The organism is Kitasatospora sp. NPDC004745 (genome assembly GCF_042873275.1).
Lineage (GTDB): Bacteria > Actinomycetota > Actinomycetes > Streptomycetales > Streptomycetaceae > Kitasatospora.
The window spans coordinates 462,886-478,289 of sequence record NZ_JBIALK010000001.1 but is presented as its reverse complement, the minus strand read 5'-3'; the positions used below and the strand labels follow the sequence as shown (position 1 = coordinate 478,289).

The 15,404-nt window shown below is 75.2% G+C and carries 12 protein-coding genes; 6 read left to right on the top strand and 6 right to left on the bottom strand.

Translation table 11 applies throughout. The features are described 5' to 3' along the window. Window positions 1–8: 8 nt before the first annotated feature. Both ACFYUY_RS02190 and ACFYUY_RS02185 read left to right on the top strand, forming a co-directional pair. A complete protein-coding gene (locus ACFYUY_RS02190; protein ID WP_387897187.1) occupies window positions 9–1,010 on the top strand; it encodes an ABC transporter substrate-binding protein in 1,002 nt (333 codons plus the stop codon). Between the two features lie 311 nt (window positions 1,011–1,321). After that, on the top strand, window positions 1,322–2,572 hold the full coding sequence (locus tag ACFYUY_RS02185; protein ID WP_387897185.1) for an MFS transporter: 1,251 nt from the start codon (window positions 1,322–1,324) through the stop codon (window positions 2,570–2,572). A 195-nt stretch (window positions 2,573–2,767) separates the two neighbouring features. Here the strand turns inward: ACFYUY_RS02185 and ACFYUY_RS02180 are convergent, their stop codons facing one another. The 6 genes from ACFYUY_RS02180 to ACFYUY_RS02155 all read right to left on the bottom strand — a co-directional run bounded on the left by ACFYUY_RS02180 (window position 2,768) and on the right by ACFYUY_RS02155 (window position 11,212). Beyond that, entirely contained in the window at window positions 2,768–4,423 is a 1,656-nt protein-coding gene (locus ACFYUY_RS02180; RefSeq protein ID WP_387897184.1) for a M4 family metallopeptidase, read from the bottom strand. Window positions 4,424–5,072: 649 nt separating this feature from the next. Further along, on the bottom strand, window positions 5,073–7,286 hold the full coding sequence (locus ACFYUY_RS02175; RefSeq protein ID WP_387897183.1) for a serine/threonine-protein kinase: 2,214 nt from the start codon (window positions 7,284–7,286) through the stop codon (window positions 5,073–5,075). Window positions 7,287–7,397: 111 nt separating this feature from the next. Beyond that, window positions 7,398–8,216: an alpha/beta hydrolase gene (locus ACFYUY_RS02170; protein ID WP_387897182.1), complete on the bottom strand. Its 819-nt coding sequence runs from the start codon at window positions 8,214–8,216 to the stop codon at window positions 7,398–7,400. A gap of 693 nt (window positions 8,217–8,909) precedes the next feature. Beyond that, window positions 8,910–9,668, bottom strand: coding sequence for a dienelactone hydrolase family protein (locus ACFYUY_RS02165; RefSeq protein ID WP_387897180.1), 759 nt, complete (start codon window positions 9,666–9,668; stop codon window positions 8,910–8,912). Between the two features lie 72 nt (window positions 9,669–9,740). Continuing rightward, entirely contained in the window at window positions 9,741–10,142 is a 402-nt protein-coding gene (locus ACFYUY_RS02160; RefSeq protein ID WP_360219712.1) for a VOC family protein, read from the bottom strand. A gap of 269 nt (window positions 10,143–10,411) precedes the next feature. After that, complete coding sequence (locus ACFYUY_RS02155; protein WP_387897179.1) at window positions 10,412–11,212, bottom strand: (2Fe-2S)-binding protein; 801 nt, start codon at window positions 11,210–11,212, stop codon at window positions 10,412–10,414. Window positions 11,213–11,454: 242 nt separating this feature from the next. Here ACFYUY_RS02155 and ACFYUY_RS02150 point away from each other — a divergent pair, with 242 nt between their 5' ends. From ACFYUY_RS02150 to ACFYUY_RS02135, 4 genes are all read left to right on the top strand, one after another. Beyond that, complete coding sequence (locus ACFYUY_RS02150; protein WP_360205481.1) at window positions 11,455–12,420, top strand: iron ABC transporter permease; 966 nt, start codon at window positions 11,455–11,457, stop codon at window positions 12,418–12,420. Then, window positions 12,417–13,451, top strand: coding sequence for a FecCD family ABC transporter permease (locus ACFYUY_RS02145; protein WP_387897177.1), 1,035 nt, complete (start codon window positions 12,417–12,419; stop codon window positions 13,449–13,451). The genes ACFYUY_RS02150 and ACFYUY_RS02145 overlap by 4 nt, the downstream gene beginning before the upstream one ends. Next, window positions 13,451–14,284 carry an ABC transporter ATP-binding protein gene (locus ACFYUY_RS02140; protein ID WP_360205444.1) on the top strand — a complete coding sequence of 278 codons (834 nt, stop codon included), beginning with the start codon at window positions 13,451–13,453 and terminating at the stop codon, window positions 14,282–14,284. Before ACFYUY_RS02145 ends, ACFYUY_RS02140 begins: the two co-directional genes overlap by 1 nt. A gap of 94 nt (window positions 14,285–14,378) precedes the next feature. Next, window positions 14,379–15,380, top strand: coding sequence for an ABC transporter substrate-binding protein (locus tag ACFYUY_RS02135; RefSeq protein WP_387897174.1), 1,002 nt, complete (start codon window positions 14,379–14,381; stop codon window positions 15,378–15,380). The last annotated feature ends 24 nt before the right edge of the window (window positions 15,381–15,404 follow it).

Below are 15,404 nucleotides of genomic sequence, written 5' to 3'. Positions count from 1 at the left end.
ATCCGCCGATGCCCCGACCGCTCAGCCGCCGCACCGCACTCGGCCTCGCCGCCCGGCTCGCCCCGGGCCTCGTGCTCGGTCCCGCGCTCACCGGCTGCGGGGCGGACCAGCCCTCCCCGGGCACCGGCGCGTCCGCCCCGGGGGGCGGCCCTTCCGGCGGCGCCGGCCCCCGCACCGTCCGGCACGCCCGCGGCGAGACCCGGGTACCCGCCAGGGCGGCCCGGGTGGTGGTGCTGGACACCGACGCACTGGACTCGGCGGTCACCCTCGGCCTCACCCCCGTCGGCGCGACCACCGTCTCCGCGGGCGCGTCCTTCCCCGGCTACCTGCCCGCCGACCGGCTGGCGGGGACGAAGGCCGTCGGAGCCATCGGCCAGCCCAGCCTGGAGGCGATCGCCGCGCTGCGGCCGGACCTCATCCTGAGCAACCAGGTCCGCGACGACCAGCGGTACGACGAACTGTCGAAGATCGCGCCGACGGTGCTCTCGAAGACCACCGGGCCGACCTGGAAGGAGAACGTCCGGCTGCACGCCGAGGCGCTGGGGCGGCAGGGCGAGGCCGAGGCGGCCGACGCGGCGTACCGGACCAAGGCCCGGGACCTCGTCACCGCGCTCGGCGGCCCGGCCCGGGCCGCCGCCACCAGGGTCGCGATGGCCCGCTTCCTGGCCGGTGCACCCACCAGGCTCTACCTCAACGACACCTTCGTCGGCTCGCTGTTCAAGGACCTCGGGCTCGGCCGCCCCGCCAACCAGGACAAGCCCGGGTTCTCCGTCGAGATCAGCCCCGAACAGGTCGACCAGGCGGCGGCCGACGCCATCTTCTACTCGGTCTACGGGGACGCGGCCAAGTCCGACCAGGGCAGGATCACCGAGGGGGCGCTCTGGAAGAACCTGGACGCCGTCCGCAACGGCCGGGTGTTCCGCGTGGACGACAACCTGTGGATGCTCGGCATCGGCTACACCGGCGCCGGCCTGATCCTGGACCAGATCCGGGCGGACCTCACCGGCTGACGCCTGACCACTGACGGGCTGACGACTTACGGCCGACGGCGTGCAGAAGAGAATTGACGATCAGTCAGGGCGGTCGACCGACCCGCCGCCGAGCCGCCGGACTGTCGGAAGCCACCGGCGCGGGGCGACCGCGTTGTCCACTCCTCCAACCCCTCCCCCGCCCGCACCCCGACTGCACTGGGTGATCGGACGGTTACCCGGCCGCACCGGCCGCCCCTACCGTCGAGGCTCACCCGCAGGTCGCAGTCGCCTGACCGGGCCGACGACGGGAGGCGGGCGCCCGCGTCGGCTCCGTTTGGGGTCGTGCGCCGATGTCCGCGTCCATGGTCGTCAAGTTCCGAACAGCCGCGCAACTGACCGGAGGCCGGGTGCTGCTGTGGTCGCTGCTCGGCCGGCTGCCGAACGCGATGAGCCCGATCGGCACCTTGCTGCTGGTCAGCCGGAACACCGGCAGCGTGTGGTGCGGCTCCCTGGTGGCCGGGGCGCTGGCGGGCGGGCAGGCCGTCGGCGGACCGCTGGTGGGCCGTCTCGCCGACCGGCGCGGGCAGCGGACGGTCGGGCTGGTCGCCGCACTGGTGAACGCCACCGCGCTGGTCGCCCTGGTGGCGGCCTCGGAGGACGGGCTGGCCCTCGGCTGGCAGGTCGCGGCGGCAGCGCTGATCGGCCTGTCCGTCCCGCTGGTGGGCCCGCTGTCCCGCAGCCGGTGGGTCCGACTGGCCGCCGGGGAGCCGGAGTTGACTTCCACCATGCTGTCGCTGGACGGAATCGTGGACGAGATCGGCTTCACCGCCGGGCCCGCGCTGGTCGGCGTGCTCGCCACCGTCGTCTCCCCCTCGGTCGGGCTGCTCACGGCCGCCGCCCTGTCCGGCGTCTGCGCCACCCTGTTCGCACTGCACCCGACCGCCTCCCCGGGCGTCCCCAAGTCCCCGGCGGGGAACGGCGAGCGGCTGCTGAGCACCCCGTACGTCCTGCTGCTGGCCGGGATGGCGCTGCTCGGCGCGTGCTTCGGCTCCGTGCAGGTCGGGGTGACGGCCACGACCGAGGCCCTCGGCCGGCCGGGCGCCGCCGGGCTGCTCTACGGCTTCATCGGCTGCACCAGCTCCGTGGCCGGGATCGCCACCGCCGCCCTCCCCGCCCGGTGGGGGCTGCCGTCCCGGCTGCGGGCCGGTACGGTGCTGCTGTTCACCGCCTCCTGCGTCCTGCTGGTCTCCGGCGGCGGACTGTGGACGCTGACCGCGGCCGTCGGCCTGCTCGGGGTGGCGGTGGCCCCGCAGATGATCACGATGTTCGGCCTGGTGGAGCGGACGGTCCCGGCCGCCCGGCTGGGCGAGGCGATGGCCGTGCTGGTCAGCGCGCTGATCCTGGCCCAGTCGGCCGGCACCTTCCTGGGCGGCTGGGCCACCACCCATTTCTCGCCCGCCGCGCCGTTCGCCGTGACCGCCGCCGCGGCCGCCACCGCCCTGCTGCTGGCCGCCTGCACCGCGACGGAGCGCCGCTACCGCCGCCGCGAACCGAGCGCCCCGGCCACACCGGACCCGGTCGGTGAACCGGTGGGCCGGTGAACCGGTGGGCCGGTGAACCGGTGAACCGGTGGGTCGATGAGCACCGGAGGGCGACGGTGAGCGCACGACGGCGGGGGCGACGGTGAGCGCACGACGGCGGGGGTGACGGTGGTCCGCACACCGTCACCCCCGCCGTTCCGTCCTGCCGGCCGGCACCCACGGCCGGCAGGACCGTCGGTCAGGCCGCCACCGGCCTCAGTTGACGTTCACCGCCGTCCAGGCGGCGGCGACGGCGTTGTACTCGGCACTGTCGGCGCCGTACAGGTCCGAGGCCGCGCTGAGGGTGCCCGCCCGGGCGCCCGCGTAGTCGGTGGTGGAGGTGAAGTAGACGGTCAGGGCGCGGTACCAGATCTGCGCGGCCTTGTCCCGGCCGATGCCGCTGAGCGTCGAGCCGTCGGAGGTCGGGCTGTTGTAGTCGAACCCGTTGATGCTCTTCGCGCCGCTGCCCTCGGACAGCAGGTAGAAGAAGTGGTTCGCCACGCCGGACGAGAAGTGCACGTCCAGGTTGCCGACGTCGGCGGACCAGGAGTCCGCGGACTGGCCGTCCTTGCTGGGCTGGTCCATGTAGCGCAGCGGGCTGCCGTCGCCGCGCAGGTTGACCAGCTCGCCGATCTGGTAGTTCGGCGGGTTGGAGGGCAGGTTGGCGTACCACTCGACCATCGTGCCCATGATGTCGGAGGTGGCCTCGTTCAGGCCTCCGGACTCCCCGGAGTAGTTGAGGTTCGCGGTGGCGGCGGTGACGCCGTGGCTCATCTCGTGCCCGGCGACGTCGATCTCGGTGAGCGGGTGGGTGTCGCCGCTGCCGTCCCCGTACGTCATGCAGAAGCAGTCGTCGCTCCAGAACGCGTTGACGTAGTTGGAGCCGTAGTGCACGCGGCTGGCGGCGCCGACGCCGTCGTTGCGGATGCCGTTGCGGCCGAAGGCGCTCTTGTAGAAGTCCCAGGTCGTGGCGGCGCCGAACTGGGCGTCCACGGCGGCGGACTCGCGGTTTCCGGCGGTGCCGTCGCCGAAGGAGTTGGACGTGTTGGCGAACGGGGAGCCGCTGCCCGTGGTCCCGTTGTTCATGTCGCTGGTGGACTGGCCGCCGCGGGAGTCGTCCTTCAGCGAGTAGCTCGCCCCGTCCTGCGCGGTGGTGAGCGGCACCTGGCCGACGAAGACGCCGGTACCGGTGCCGGCGGCGGTCTGCACCTTCTCGTGGGTGGACAGGACCTTGCCGCTGGCGGCGTCGGTGACGAGGACCTGGCTGCTCGGGGTGCCGTCGGCGCGCACGCCCTCGACGGTGGTGCGGTAGGCCAGGCGCGGGTTGCCGTCGCTCGCCCAGACCACCAGCTCGGCCTTGCCGGTCTGGTGCACGGCCGTCAGCGGCGACTCGTCGGCGTCGAGGGTGGCGCCGACGGTGGCCTGGACCGCGCCGGTGGCCTGCGCGGCCGCCTGGTCGGCCGGGATGCGCGGGGTGAGGCTCGGCAGGCTCAGCTGCGCGGTGACGGCCTTGTTCACCGCCTTCACCGAGCCGTCGGCCTTCTGGTGGACGACCAGGTCGCCGCCGAGCACCGGCAGGCCGGCGTAGGTGCGCTCGAAGCGCAGGTGGCGGGTGCCGTCCTGGTCCACGACGGCGTCCTTGGCGACGAGCCGCTCCTGCCCGCCCAGGGCGAGGGCGCCGGCGAGCGGGCCGGACTGGTCGCCGGCCAGCGCCAACACGGCCGCGTGCTGCCGGGCGGCCTGGGCGGCGCGGGCTTCCCCGGTCTGGCCGGCGGGGGCGGGGCTGGCCTGGGCGGCGGTGCTCACCTGGATCACACCGGTCAGGAGGGCCGTGGCCGAGAGAACGGCGACGGCCGCGAGCTTACGCTTCACGTACGAGTCCTTCCGGGAAACCGCGGCTGGCCGCGGTCACGCCGCGTCCCGGGGGCCGGGGTCGGCACCTGTGGGGGCGGAACGGGCGCTGACGTGCTGAAACCCCGGGCGTTCGAGCGGCGGGCCACCGAGGGGTGGGGGTGGGGGCCGGCGCCGGGGTTGAGAAGAAGCATGACGATGCACCAGATGAATTGACAGGTCTGCTTCAGGAATTGGCCAGGTCCCGCCAGCCCGGACCGCCTTCTACGGGGTAGGCAAAACAGGGCAATTCGACCCACCTCGGCGACAGTTCCCGTCCGAACCATCACCGCCGACCTGCTCCGATGCGCGACCGGCCGCCGAACGCCCTCCGGGTCGACCGCCCCGAGTGGCCGCAAATCGACTTTTACACCGCTGTAGAACTTCCCATACGGAATCTTGACATCCGGTTGGCGAGGTCCCGCCACCGGCCACCCTTGCCCTCGGCCGCCGCGGCTGCTAGCTCCGACCACTTGCGTGTTCGCCCGACTCCGGTGCGCAGTCGACGAGTTGAACGCGAAGGCCGCCCGACGGGCGGCCCGACGGACCGCTGTCGACGCACCGTCAGCTCCGCGTGGCGCTGCGTGAAGTGCCCCAGACGAAAAGGTGGTTGGCGGAAACGGCGGCGCCGTTACTGGAAGCGCCACTCCTGGGCGGCGTTGCCCGGCGTGCAGGCGACCATGGTGACCGGGCTGCCCGGGCCGTTGTTGGTCATGCAGACCTGGTTCTGGAAGTCGGCCAGGGTGTAGGAGCCCTGGGCCGTGCCGTTGCGCACCGTCCAGTTGGTCAGGAAGCTGAAGCCGCCGTTCAGCACCACCTTGCCGTCCGTGGTCTGGACGAGCTGCGGGCCGCCGCTGTTGCAGGCGTTGAACAGGATCCAGGCCCCGGGGTTGGTCGCCCGCACCCAGCCGTACTGGGAGGCGCCGCCGACCACGACCGGGTTGTCGCCGCCGCTGAGCGAGTCGCGGGACAACCCGATGGGGCGGCCGTCCTGCACGCTGACGATGGTCGTCCAGCTGGTGCCGCCGCAGGACGCGGGGCGGGCCGGGGTCTGCGGCGCGGGCGGGTTGCCGCCACCCGACGGGGAGCCCCCGCCGGCCGGTGAACCGCCCCCGGCCGGGGACCCGCCACCGGCGGCGGCGCCACCGGCCGCGTTCTGGGCGGGCGGCTGCGGGTTGGGGTTGGCCGGCTGGTTGGGCGTGCCACCACCCGCGCCACCGTTCTGGCCGCCCGAGGCTCCGCCCCCGGACTGCGCACCGCCCGAGGCGGCTCCTCCGGAGGCGGACCCGCCGGCTGCCGCGCCGCCGCCCGCACCGGCTCCGCTGCCACGGCCCGCCGAGGTGCCGCTGCCGGCCTGCCCGGGCGCGGGGGCGGGCACCGGCGCGCCCTGCTGGTTCGGGGCGCCCGCCGACGGGTCGGCCGCGGGGGTCGCCGCCGGGGTGTCGGACGGGGTCGGGGTGGCGGGCGTCGTGGTGGCGGCGGCCGTGGGGGTCTCGGTACCCGCCGCGGGCGCCGCCGGCGCCGTCACGACCACGGTGGCCTGGGCGGCGGGCGGCACGGCCGCGTCCGAGCGGCCGGGCCCGCGGTCGACCAGCAGGACGGTGGCGGTGCCCAGCGAGATCACCACGGGGATGACGACCGGCACCAGCAGTGCCCGCCGCGAGCGGCGCCGGACCGGCTCGGTGACCGCCTGCGGCTCCACCTTCGCGACCTCGTCCGGTGCGGGGCGGTCGGCGGCTCCGCCGGCGGGCGCCGCGCCGTCCGCGGCCTTCTCCTCCGGTGCGCCTGCGGCGGCACCAGGGGCACCGGCGGCACCTCCGGGAGCAGCTCCCCTGAGGTCGATCGTCCCGCTGTCCGCCCGGGCGCCGGCGCCGTTCGCGCCCTCGGCACCCGCCCCGCCGGCACCTACCCCGCCGGCACCCGCCCCGCCGACCGCGGCCCGCGCCGCTGCCGCCATCTCGGCGGCGTCGGCGTAACGGTCCTCGGGCTTCTTCGCCAGCGCCCTCGCGACCAGCTCCCGGACCGCCGCCGGGAAGGTCTCCGGCAGGTCCGGGGCCGGCTGCCGGACGTGCTTGAGGGCGACCTCCAGCACCCCCTCGCCCGTGAACGGCGGCCGCCCGGTGAGCAGTTCGTAGCAGACCACGCCGATCGAGTAGAGGTCGGCGGCCGGGCCGGTCCCCAGGCCCTCGGCCTGCTCGGGGGCCATGTAGAGCGCCGTACCGACGATCGCGTGCGAGGCGGTGATCTTGGTGCTGGCGATCGCCCGGGCGATCCCGAAGTCCGTGATGGTCACCCGGCCGTCGGCGCGCAGCATCAGGTTGGACGGCTTGAGGTCACGGTGCACGATCTCGCGGAGGTGTGCGGCGTGCAGTCCGTCCAGGGCGGCCGCGACCAGGCCGAGCGCGCGGTCGGGCGCCATCGGGCCCTCCTCGGCGAGCACCCGGTCCACCGGCCGCCCGTCGATCAGCTCCATGACGATGTAGGCGCAGCGCTCCTCCCCGCCGCCGCCCTCCCCGCCGCCGACTCCGTCCCCGCCGCCGTCAGCCCCGTCGGCCCCGCCGTCGTCACCGGAGCCGCCCGCGGCGCCCGCCGGGCGCCCGCCGGTCTCGCCGTAGTCGTGCACGTCCACGACCGCCGGATGGTCGATCGCGGCGACGAGCTGGGCCTCCCGCCGGAAGCGCTGGATGAAGGTGTCGTCCTCGAACAGCGCCGAGTGCAGGATCTTGACGGCGACGGGGCGTGCCAGCACCGTGTCGTCGGCCCGCCAGACGGTGCCCATGCCCCCGCCGCCGATCCGCTCGACCAGCGTGTAGCGCCCGCCGAGCACGGCACCCGGACCCCTCATACCGCTTCCCCCATGTGTCATGACCCTCCCCAGCGGGCCGTTCGGCCCCCAGTGTGCCAGAGGGGGCCGAAGGCCCAGCAGGGGCCGTCCGAAGGGCGGTTGGGGTCCGGATCAGGCGTTCCGGGCCTGTCGGGCGTGCTCGACGACCTCCAGGACGGCGGCGACGACGGCCTCCGGCTGGTCGGTGTGGACGGCGTGGCCGGCTCCCCTGACCACGATGTGCGAGCCCCGGACGGCCCCCTCCGCGATCCTCGACTGCAGGATGGTCCAGCGCTCGCGCAGCGCCCTGGGCAGCCCGTCGGTCGCGCTCAGCACCGTCACCGGCACGTCGGGCAGCCGTCCGGCGGAGCGCCTGCTGCGGAGCTCGGGGACGGCGAGGGCGGCCAGCCGGTTCTCGTCGAGCGCGGCGCGCCACTGGTGGCGGCGGGCGACCTTGACCGCCACCGTCCCGGTCGCCGTCCCGGTCCCCACGCCGCCGGCCCCTGGCGCCGCACCCGTGACGCCGGGGGCGGCGGGCGCCAGCGCCTCCCGGATCAGCCCGAGGCTCAGCAGGACGGCGTCGGCGGTGCGGACGGCCGGCGGCTGGAACTCCTCGTGGGCCGGGTCCACCAGGACCAGTCCGGCGACCAGCTCGGGCTGCTGCCAGGCCAGGAGTTGGGCCAGCAGGCCACCCCAACCGTGCCCGACCAGGACGGCCGGTCCGGCGTCCAGGTGCTCCACCAGGGCGGCCAGGTCACCGACCGGGGTCTCCAGGGTCGGGCCGGCGGACCGCTCCGGGTCGCTCGCGCCGAGCCCGGCCCGGTCGTAGGCCACCACCCGGCTGTGCGCGGCGAGTTCGGGCAGCACCGGCGCCCAGGTCTGCGACGGGCTGCCGCAGTCCGCGAGCAGGACCACCGGCGGGCCGCCGAGCCCCGCCTCGGACCATCGCAACGCCCTTCCGGAGCGGTCGAGTTCGCCCCGGCTAACCCCTCCGGGGACGCGTTCGCCGAGCGCCTCCCGGCCCGCGGCTCCCCCCGCCCGCGGGCGCGGCGCCGTCCGTCCGCCGTTCCGGGTGGTCCGTGCGTCGATTCTGTTCAGCGTGTTGCGCATGTGCGTTTCCCCCTGGGTACTGTCCGCGCCCCGGCTCGGGTGCCGGGTGTCGCGGGTTCTCCTGCAAACCGCGGCGGCCGTGGCCGCGGACGCCTCCACCGGCGCCCCGGTCCCGGGCAGCCGGTCGTCCATCGGGCCCGGTCGTTCATCGGGCCCGGTCGTTCATCGAGCCCCGACCGTCCGTCAGGCGCCGGGCCGCGGAGGCCGACAGGCCTCAGACCCTGGCCTCCCGGCGACACGGCAGCCCGAATCCTTCGTGTCCGTCAGTCGACCTCCCGGCGAAGAGCGGGCGCCCTCCGGCGCCGGCGTCCGGCGCTCCCGGTCCTGCACCCGGCCCCTCACCGCCCCGTCCCGCCCCGTCCCGCCCTGCCCCGTCACGCCCTGCCCCCGTACCGCCCTGTCGTGACCCATCCCGCCCCCTGGCCGTCCGGCCCGTGATCCACCCCGTCATAGCCCCGTCATCAGCCCCCGGCAGGCCTCGGGCCCGTGTCACCGCCCACCCGCCCCCGTACGCGCGGGCCGGCTCAGGGCGGCTCAGGCCTGCAGCGTCCGCTTCAGCAGGTCGAGCAGCGCGTCCCAGTGCCGTGCGTCCCCGGCCGCGTCGTAGCGGGTGGTGTCGGCCTGGGTGTAGCCGTGCAGGGCGCCCGGGTAGACCTCCGCCCGGTGCCGGACGCCGGCCGCGGTGAGGGCCTCGGCGAGCCTGGTCATCTGCTCGGCGGGCATCGACCCGTCCTGGTCGGCGTGGCCGAAGTACAGCTCCGCGGTGATCCGGTGGGCCCCGAGGTGCGGGCTGTCCGGTGCCGGGGTGGCGAGGTTGCCGCCGTGGAACCCGGCCGCGGCCGCGACCCGCTCCGGGTGGCTGGCGGCCGTCCGCAGGGCGAGCACGGCGCCGCGGCAGTAGCCGGTGAGGCCGACCGGGCCGTCCTGGACGAGCGGGGAGTCGGCCAGCCACCGCAGGTACGCGTCGGCGTCGCGGGTGGTCGCCTCGGGGGTGAGCGTGGCGAGCAGCGGGATGAGCCGGTCGAAGACCGACGGGTCGCCGTCCGGGTCGATGAGCTCCGGCAGGTCGACGACGGGCGCCCGGCCCTGCCGGTAGTAGCAGTTGGGGACCAGCACGGTGTAGCCGGCGGCGGCGAGGCGGTCGGCCGTCCGGCGCAGGTGGGGCCGCAGTCCGAAGGCGTCCATGTAGAGGATGACGCCGGGGTGGGCCCGGCCGTCGTCGGGGTGGGCGAGGTAGGCGTCGGCGGTGCCGTCCGCCGTCGGGACGTCCACGGTGGTTCCGCGCGTGCTCATGGTGAGGGGCCTCCTTCGGTCCGCGCGGAAGGGTAGCCGTTCGGGCCCGGCCGAGCACGGCATTTTCCCGGCTCAGGCTCCCCAGCCGCGCGAGCAGAGCACCAGGCGGTAGCCGTCCGGGTCGGCCACCGTGACGCCGAACTCCTCCCAGTACGGGTTGTGGGCGGGCACCCGGGTGCCGCCGGCCGCCTCCAGCCGGGCGACCAGGGCGTCGTCCACCGGCGCGCCGAGGTAGACCACGAACAGGTCGTCGACCGTCGGGGTGGGCTCCAGCGGGTGCTCCGGATCGTGGGTGAGCTCGAAGTGCCAGGCGCCCCCGGGCGGTCCGACCATGAGCAGGTCGTGCTCGCCGGACACCCGCTCGGTGGTGCGCCACAGCACGTCGAGGCCGAGACCGCCCACGTAGAAGTGCTCGGCCGCCCGGAGGTCCCGCGAGGGGCGGGCGATCCGGACCCGTGTCGTCGCATCGATCATGCTCGTGACCCTAGGGCTTGTCTTTCGGATCACGCCAGGCGGTCGCCGCCGGGGCACGCACCTCGCCGGCTTCTCGTCAGTCGCCGATGCTCCGCATGGACTCCCTCCTCGGCGCCGCCGATGCACGCACCCCAACGACGCCCGCTGATCCGACGTGATCCGAAAGACACGCCCTAGCCGATGCCACTGACACCGGAGCGGCCCCGCCGGGGCGCCTCCGGCCGGCCGGAGGCGCCCCGGCCGCCCCCGCCCGCTCCCCGGACGCGCCGTCAGAACCTGCGCAGCCGTTCCTCGTCATCGGTGCGCGGGCAGGTCAGGCAGGCGGTGGCGGCGGGCCCGACGGCGTAGTAGAGGCAGCAGCCGAGCCGGGTGCGGGTGTGGTGGCCGCGCCCGTCGGGGGTGTGCAGCCGGCGGAAGTCGGCGGCGCCGGGCAGCGGGAGGGTGCCGCCGGGCAGCAGCGCCCCGGCGGCCGCGACGGCGGCGTCCTCGTCGCCGAGCATCCGGCCGAGGTACCAGACGGCGGAGGCGAGATCGTCCGTCACCATGCCCCACAGGGCGCGGTCCCGGCGGCGGGTGGGGGCGGCGAAGGCCGCGAGCAGCGGTTCGAGGTGGCCGACGACGGCGGCCCGCAGCTCGGCGCGCAGCTCGTCGTCTCCGGGGAGCTCGACGTGGCCCCGCGGACGCAGGGCGAGGTCGCCGGTGGGGGCGTGCAGCCACACGTCGGAAGGGTCGATGACGGGGACCCGCCGGGAGAGGTGCCAGGGGCCGGCGATGAGCAGGCAGACCGACCAGGCGTAGTGGTGCAGCAGCCGGGACGCGGTGACGTGGGGCCGGGGGGCGCGGCCGTGTTCGGCGGCGATGCGCTCCTCCGCGCCGGCCAGCACGGCGGCCAGGGCCCGTTCGTCGTCGGCGATCCGGGTCGCGCCGTACCAGCCGTCGGCGGCCTCGGGCGCCGGTTCCGCGGCGTCGAGCAGACGCAGGCTCAGCACCGGGCAGAGGCCGAGCAGCCGCCGGTAGTCACCGAGCAGCGCGGACGGCGGTGCGACGGGCAGGGGTGGTCCCGGGATCATCTTCGCTCCCTAGATCGACTCCGCATGATCGAATAAGGTGAGGCTCACCTTACAATGTCGCGGATGGCATGCCATCTCGGGCCGCGCCCCCGTGCCGGTCCGCGGTCGAACGGGCGGTGGGCGGGAGTCCGAGATTGACGAACTTAGGCAAACCTAACCTAAGATGTCGACTCGTGTTGAGAACCGACCCGACGGCCGCCACGGCCCCGGCGACGCCCCGGTCCTCGGCGGTCCGGCGGCCCCTGCTGCTGATCGCCGGAGCGGGCGCGCTCGTGCTGTGCGCCGCGCTGAGCCTCGCGCTCGGCTCCCGATCCATCCCGCTGTCCACCGTCGTGGACGCGCTGACCGGAGCCGCCCACGGCGGCGACGCCGACGTCGTGACGGGCCTTCGGCTGCCCCGCACGGTGATCGGGCTGGCCGTCGGAGCCGCGCTCGGCGTCGCCGGGGCCGTCGCCCAGGGCGTCACCCGCAACCCGCTGGCCTCCCCCGTCACCCTCGGGATCAACGCCGGCGCCGGCCTCGCCGTCGTCGCCGCGATCTACGCGCTGGGCCTCGCCCGGCCCGTCCAGTACGTCTGGTTCGCCTTCGCCGGAGCCGCCGTCGCCGCCGTCGCCGCGTACGCGATGTCCCGCCGCGGCGGGGACCTCGACCCCGTCCGGCTCGCCCTCGGCGGCACCGTGCTCACCGTGGTGCTCACCTCCTGGACCTCCGCCCTGATGCTGGCCAGTCACCGCACCCTGGACGAGGCCCGGTTCTGGCTGGCCGGCTCGATCGCCGGGCGGCAGCTGGACACCCTCCTGCCGGTGCTGCCGTTCCTGGCCGTCGGCCTGCTGGGCGCCCTGGCCATCTCCCCCGCGCTCAACGCCCTCGCCCTCGGCGACGAGACCGCCCAGTCGCTGGGCGTGCCGGTCGCCCGGATCCGGCTCGCCGGCGGGCTCGCCGTCGTGCTGCTCGCCGGCAGCGCCGTCGCCGTCGCCGGACCGGTCGCCTTCATCGGCCTGGCCGCGCCGCACCTGGTCCGCCCGCTGCTCGGCAACGACCACCGCTGGCTGCTGCCCGGCTGTCTGATCACCGGTCCGCTGCTGCTGCTCACCGCCGACGTGCTCGGCCGGCTCGTGGTGCGCCCCTCCGAGATCGAGGTCGGCATCGTGACCGCCTTCCTCGGGGCCCCGCTGCTCGCGGTGCTCGCCCGGAAGGTGGCCCGGTGACCGCGCTCGCCCTGCCCGTCCGCACCCTCGCCCGGCGCCGGGCCCGCACCGCCGCCTGGTCGGCCCTGGCCGCCGTCCTGCTGGTCCTGCTCACCGGCGTCGCGCTGGGCACCGGACGGCTGAGCATCTCCGTCTGGGACGCGCTGCGCGCCCTCGTCGGACAGGGCGACCCCGGAAACGTACTGGTGGTGCAGCAGTTCCGCGCACCGCGCGTGGTGTCGGCGCTCATCGCGGGCGCCGCACTGGCGATGGCCGGCTCCATGCTGCAGCGGCTCTTCCGCAACCCGCTCGCCTCCCCCGACACCATCGGCGTCACCGGCGGAGCCTCCTTCGGAGCCGTCCTGATGCTCGCCACGGGCGCCTCCCAGCAGCTGATCCCGCTGGCCGCGCTCGGCGGCGGGCTGCTCGCGGCCCTGCTGCTCGGCGGCTTCGCCTGGAAGTCCCGGATGGCCGTCACCCGCCTGGTGCTGGTCGGCCTGGCGGTCCAGCAGGGCCTGGCCGCCGCCGTGAACCTGATGATCGTCCGGTTCCCGGCCGAACTGGCCTCCTCCGCGATGCAGTGGACCACCGGCTCGCTCTACGGCCGCAACTGGACCGAGGTGTGGATCGGCGGCACGGCCATCGCCCTCACCGCCGGCGCCGTGCTGCTCTGCCAGCGCCGGGTCGCCGTCCTCGACCTCGGCGACGACTCCGCCGGCGGGCTCGGCCTCGACCCCGGGCGCGACCGGCTCCTCCTGCTGCTGCTCGGCATCACCCTCGCCTCGCTGGCCGCCGCCCTCACCGGCCCGGTCGCCTTCGTCGCGCTCGCCGTGCCGCACCTCGTCCGGCTGCTCGCCGGTCCCCCCACCCTCGGCACCCTCGGGCTCACCGCGCTCACCGGCGCCGTCCTGCTGCTCGGCGCCGACCTCCTCGTGCTCCACGTGATCCCCGTCCACGGCCTGCCGGTCGGTGCCGTCACCGCCACCCTCGGCGCGCCCTGGCTCCTGGCGCTGATGATCCGCCAGGGCCGGCTCCCCGTGAGGAACAGCTGATGACCACGGCCCCCACCGTCGACCCCACCGCCAACCGGCTCGCCGCCCACGGCCTCCACCTGCGCTACGGCGACCGCACCGTCGTCGACGGACTCGACCTCGAACTGCCCGGCGGCGCCGTCACCGCGATCGTCGGACCGAACGCCTGCGGCAAGTCCACCCTGCTGCGCGGACTGGTCCGCCTGCTCGGCCCGGCCGCCGGCACCGTCACCCTGGACGGCTCCGACATCCACCGGATGCCCGCCCGGGCGCTCGCCAAGCGGATGGGCCTGCTTCCGCAGCAGCCGGTCACCCCCGAGGCGATCACCGTCGAGGCCCTCGTCCGACTGGGCCGCTACCCGCACCAGCGGATGCTCAGCCCGTGGTCCGCGGCCGACCAGGAGGCCGTCGAGGAGGCGCTGCGGCGCACCGGCACCGCCGAACTGCGCGACCAGCAGGTCGACCGGCTCTCCGGCGGGCAACGCCAGCGCGCCTGGATCGCGCTCGCGCTCGCCCAGGACACCGAGCTGCTGCTGCTCGACGAACCGACCACCTTCCTCGACCTCCGCCACCAGCTCGACGTCCTCGACCTGGTGGCCGACCTGCACGCCGAGGCCGGCCGCACCGTCGTCATGGTGCTGCACGACCTCGGACAGGCCGCCCGGTACGCCGACCACCTGGTGGTGCTCAAGGACGGCCGGCTGGCCGCCGCCGGCGCGCCCTCCGAGGTGCTCACCGCCGAGCTGGTCGAGGCCGTCTTCCAGGTGCCCTGCCGGGTGGTGCCCGACCCGGAGACCGGCACGCCGCTGGTCGTCCCCCGGGCCCGTGCCCGCGCCGGAGCCGCCGCCGGCTGACGGCCGCGCCCGGACACCCCGCCCTTCCCCCCACTCCCTTCCTCCCGTCCCTCCCCCTCCCCGTCCCCCGTTCGACCGGATCCAAGGAACCCCCATGAACCGCCGACTGCCCGTCGCCGTCCTCGCCGCCGCCCTCTCCACCACGCTGCTCGCCGCCTGCGGCAGCGACGGCGGGACCAAGCAGGGCGGGGACGCCGCCCAGGCCGGCGCCTCCGCGAGCGCCGGAGCCACCGCCGGCTTCCCGCGCACCGTCACCCACGCCGCCGGAACGGCCCAGATCAAGGCGCAGCCCCAGCGCGTCGTGGTGCTCGACAGCGGCGAGCTGGACGACGTCACGCTGCTCGGCATCACGCCCGTCGGCGCGGTGTCGCCGCACATGAAGACCGAGGGCGGGTTCCCCTCCTACCTCAAGGACAAGATCAAGGACACCAAGGACGTCGGCCCGATGAACGAGCCGAACCTGGAGCTGATCGCCTCCCTCAAGCCCGACCTGATCCTCTCCTCCAAGGTCCGCCACGCCAAGGTCTACGACCAGCTGAACGCGATCGCCCCCACCGTGCTCGCCGAGACCACCGGCTTCCCGTGGAAGCAGAACCTCGCCCTCTACGCCCAGGCCCTCGGCAAGGAGGACCAGGCGAAGAAGGCGCTCGCCGACTACGAGGCGCGCGCGGCCAAGCTCGGCGAGGCGATCAAGGCGAAGAACGGCGGCACCATGCCGACCGCCTCGGTGGTCCGCTTCGTCGCCGGGCCGACCCGCCTGTACGCCAAGTCCTCCTACAGCGGCGTCGTCCTCAAGGACGTCGGCCTCACCCGCCCGGCCCCCCAGGACGTCGACCAGAACATCCTCGAGGTCAGCGCCGAGCAGATCAACCAGGCCGACGCCGACCTGGTGTTCGTCACCACCGCCGACGACCCGTCCAAGACCAAGGAGAGCGAGGTCCAGCAGACCCCGGTCTGGAAGGGCCTGAACGCGGTCAAGAACGGCAAGGTCTTCAACGTCCCGGACGAGACCTGGATGTCCGGCATCGGCGTCCAGGCCGCCGACGCGATGCTCGTCGACATCGCCAAGGCCGCGGGCGTCGACGCCCCGAAGTAACCGCCGACCGCCGGCGGCGGGCGG

Coding starts and splice junctions, on each gene's coding strand:
- ACFYUY_RS02140 (WP_360205444.1), top strand. CDS start 13,451: ATGACCACGGCCCCCACCGTCGACCCCACCGCCAACCGGCTCGCCGCC.
- ACFYUY_RS02185 (WP_387897185.1), top strand. CDS start 1,322: ATGTCCGCGTCCATGGTCGTCAAGTTCCGAACAGCCGCGCAACTGACC.
- ACFYUY_RS02165 (WP_387897180.1), bottom strand. CDS start 9,668: ATGAGCACGCGCGGAACCACCGTGGACGTCCCGACGGCGGACGGCACC.
- ACFYUY_RS02190 (WP_387897187.1), top strand. CDS start 9: ATGCCCCGACCGCTCAGCCGCCGCACCGCACTCGGCCTCGCCGCCCGG.
- ACFYUY_RS02135 (WP_387897174.1), top strand. CDS start 14,379: ATGAACCGCCGACTGCCCGTCGCCGTCCTCGCCGCCGCCCTCTCCACC.
- ACFYUY_RS02160 (WP_360219712.1), bottom strand. CDS start 10,142: ATGATCGATGCGACGACACGGGTCCGGATCGCCCGCCCCTCGCGGGAC.
- ACFYUY_RS02175 (WP_387897183.1), bottom strand. CDS start 7,286: ATGAGGGGTCCGGGTGCCGTGCTCGGCGGGCGCTACACGCTGGTCGAG.
- ACFYUY_RS02155 (WP_387897179.1), bottom strand. CDS start 11,212: ATGATCCCGGGACCACCCCTGCCCGTCGCACCGCCGTCCGCGCTGCTC.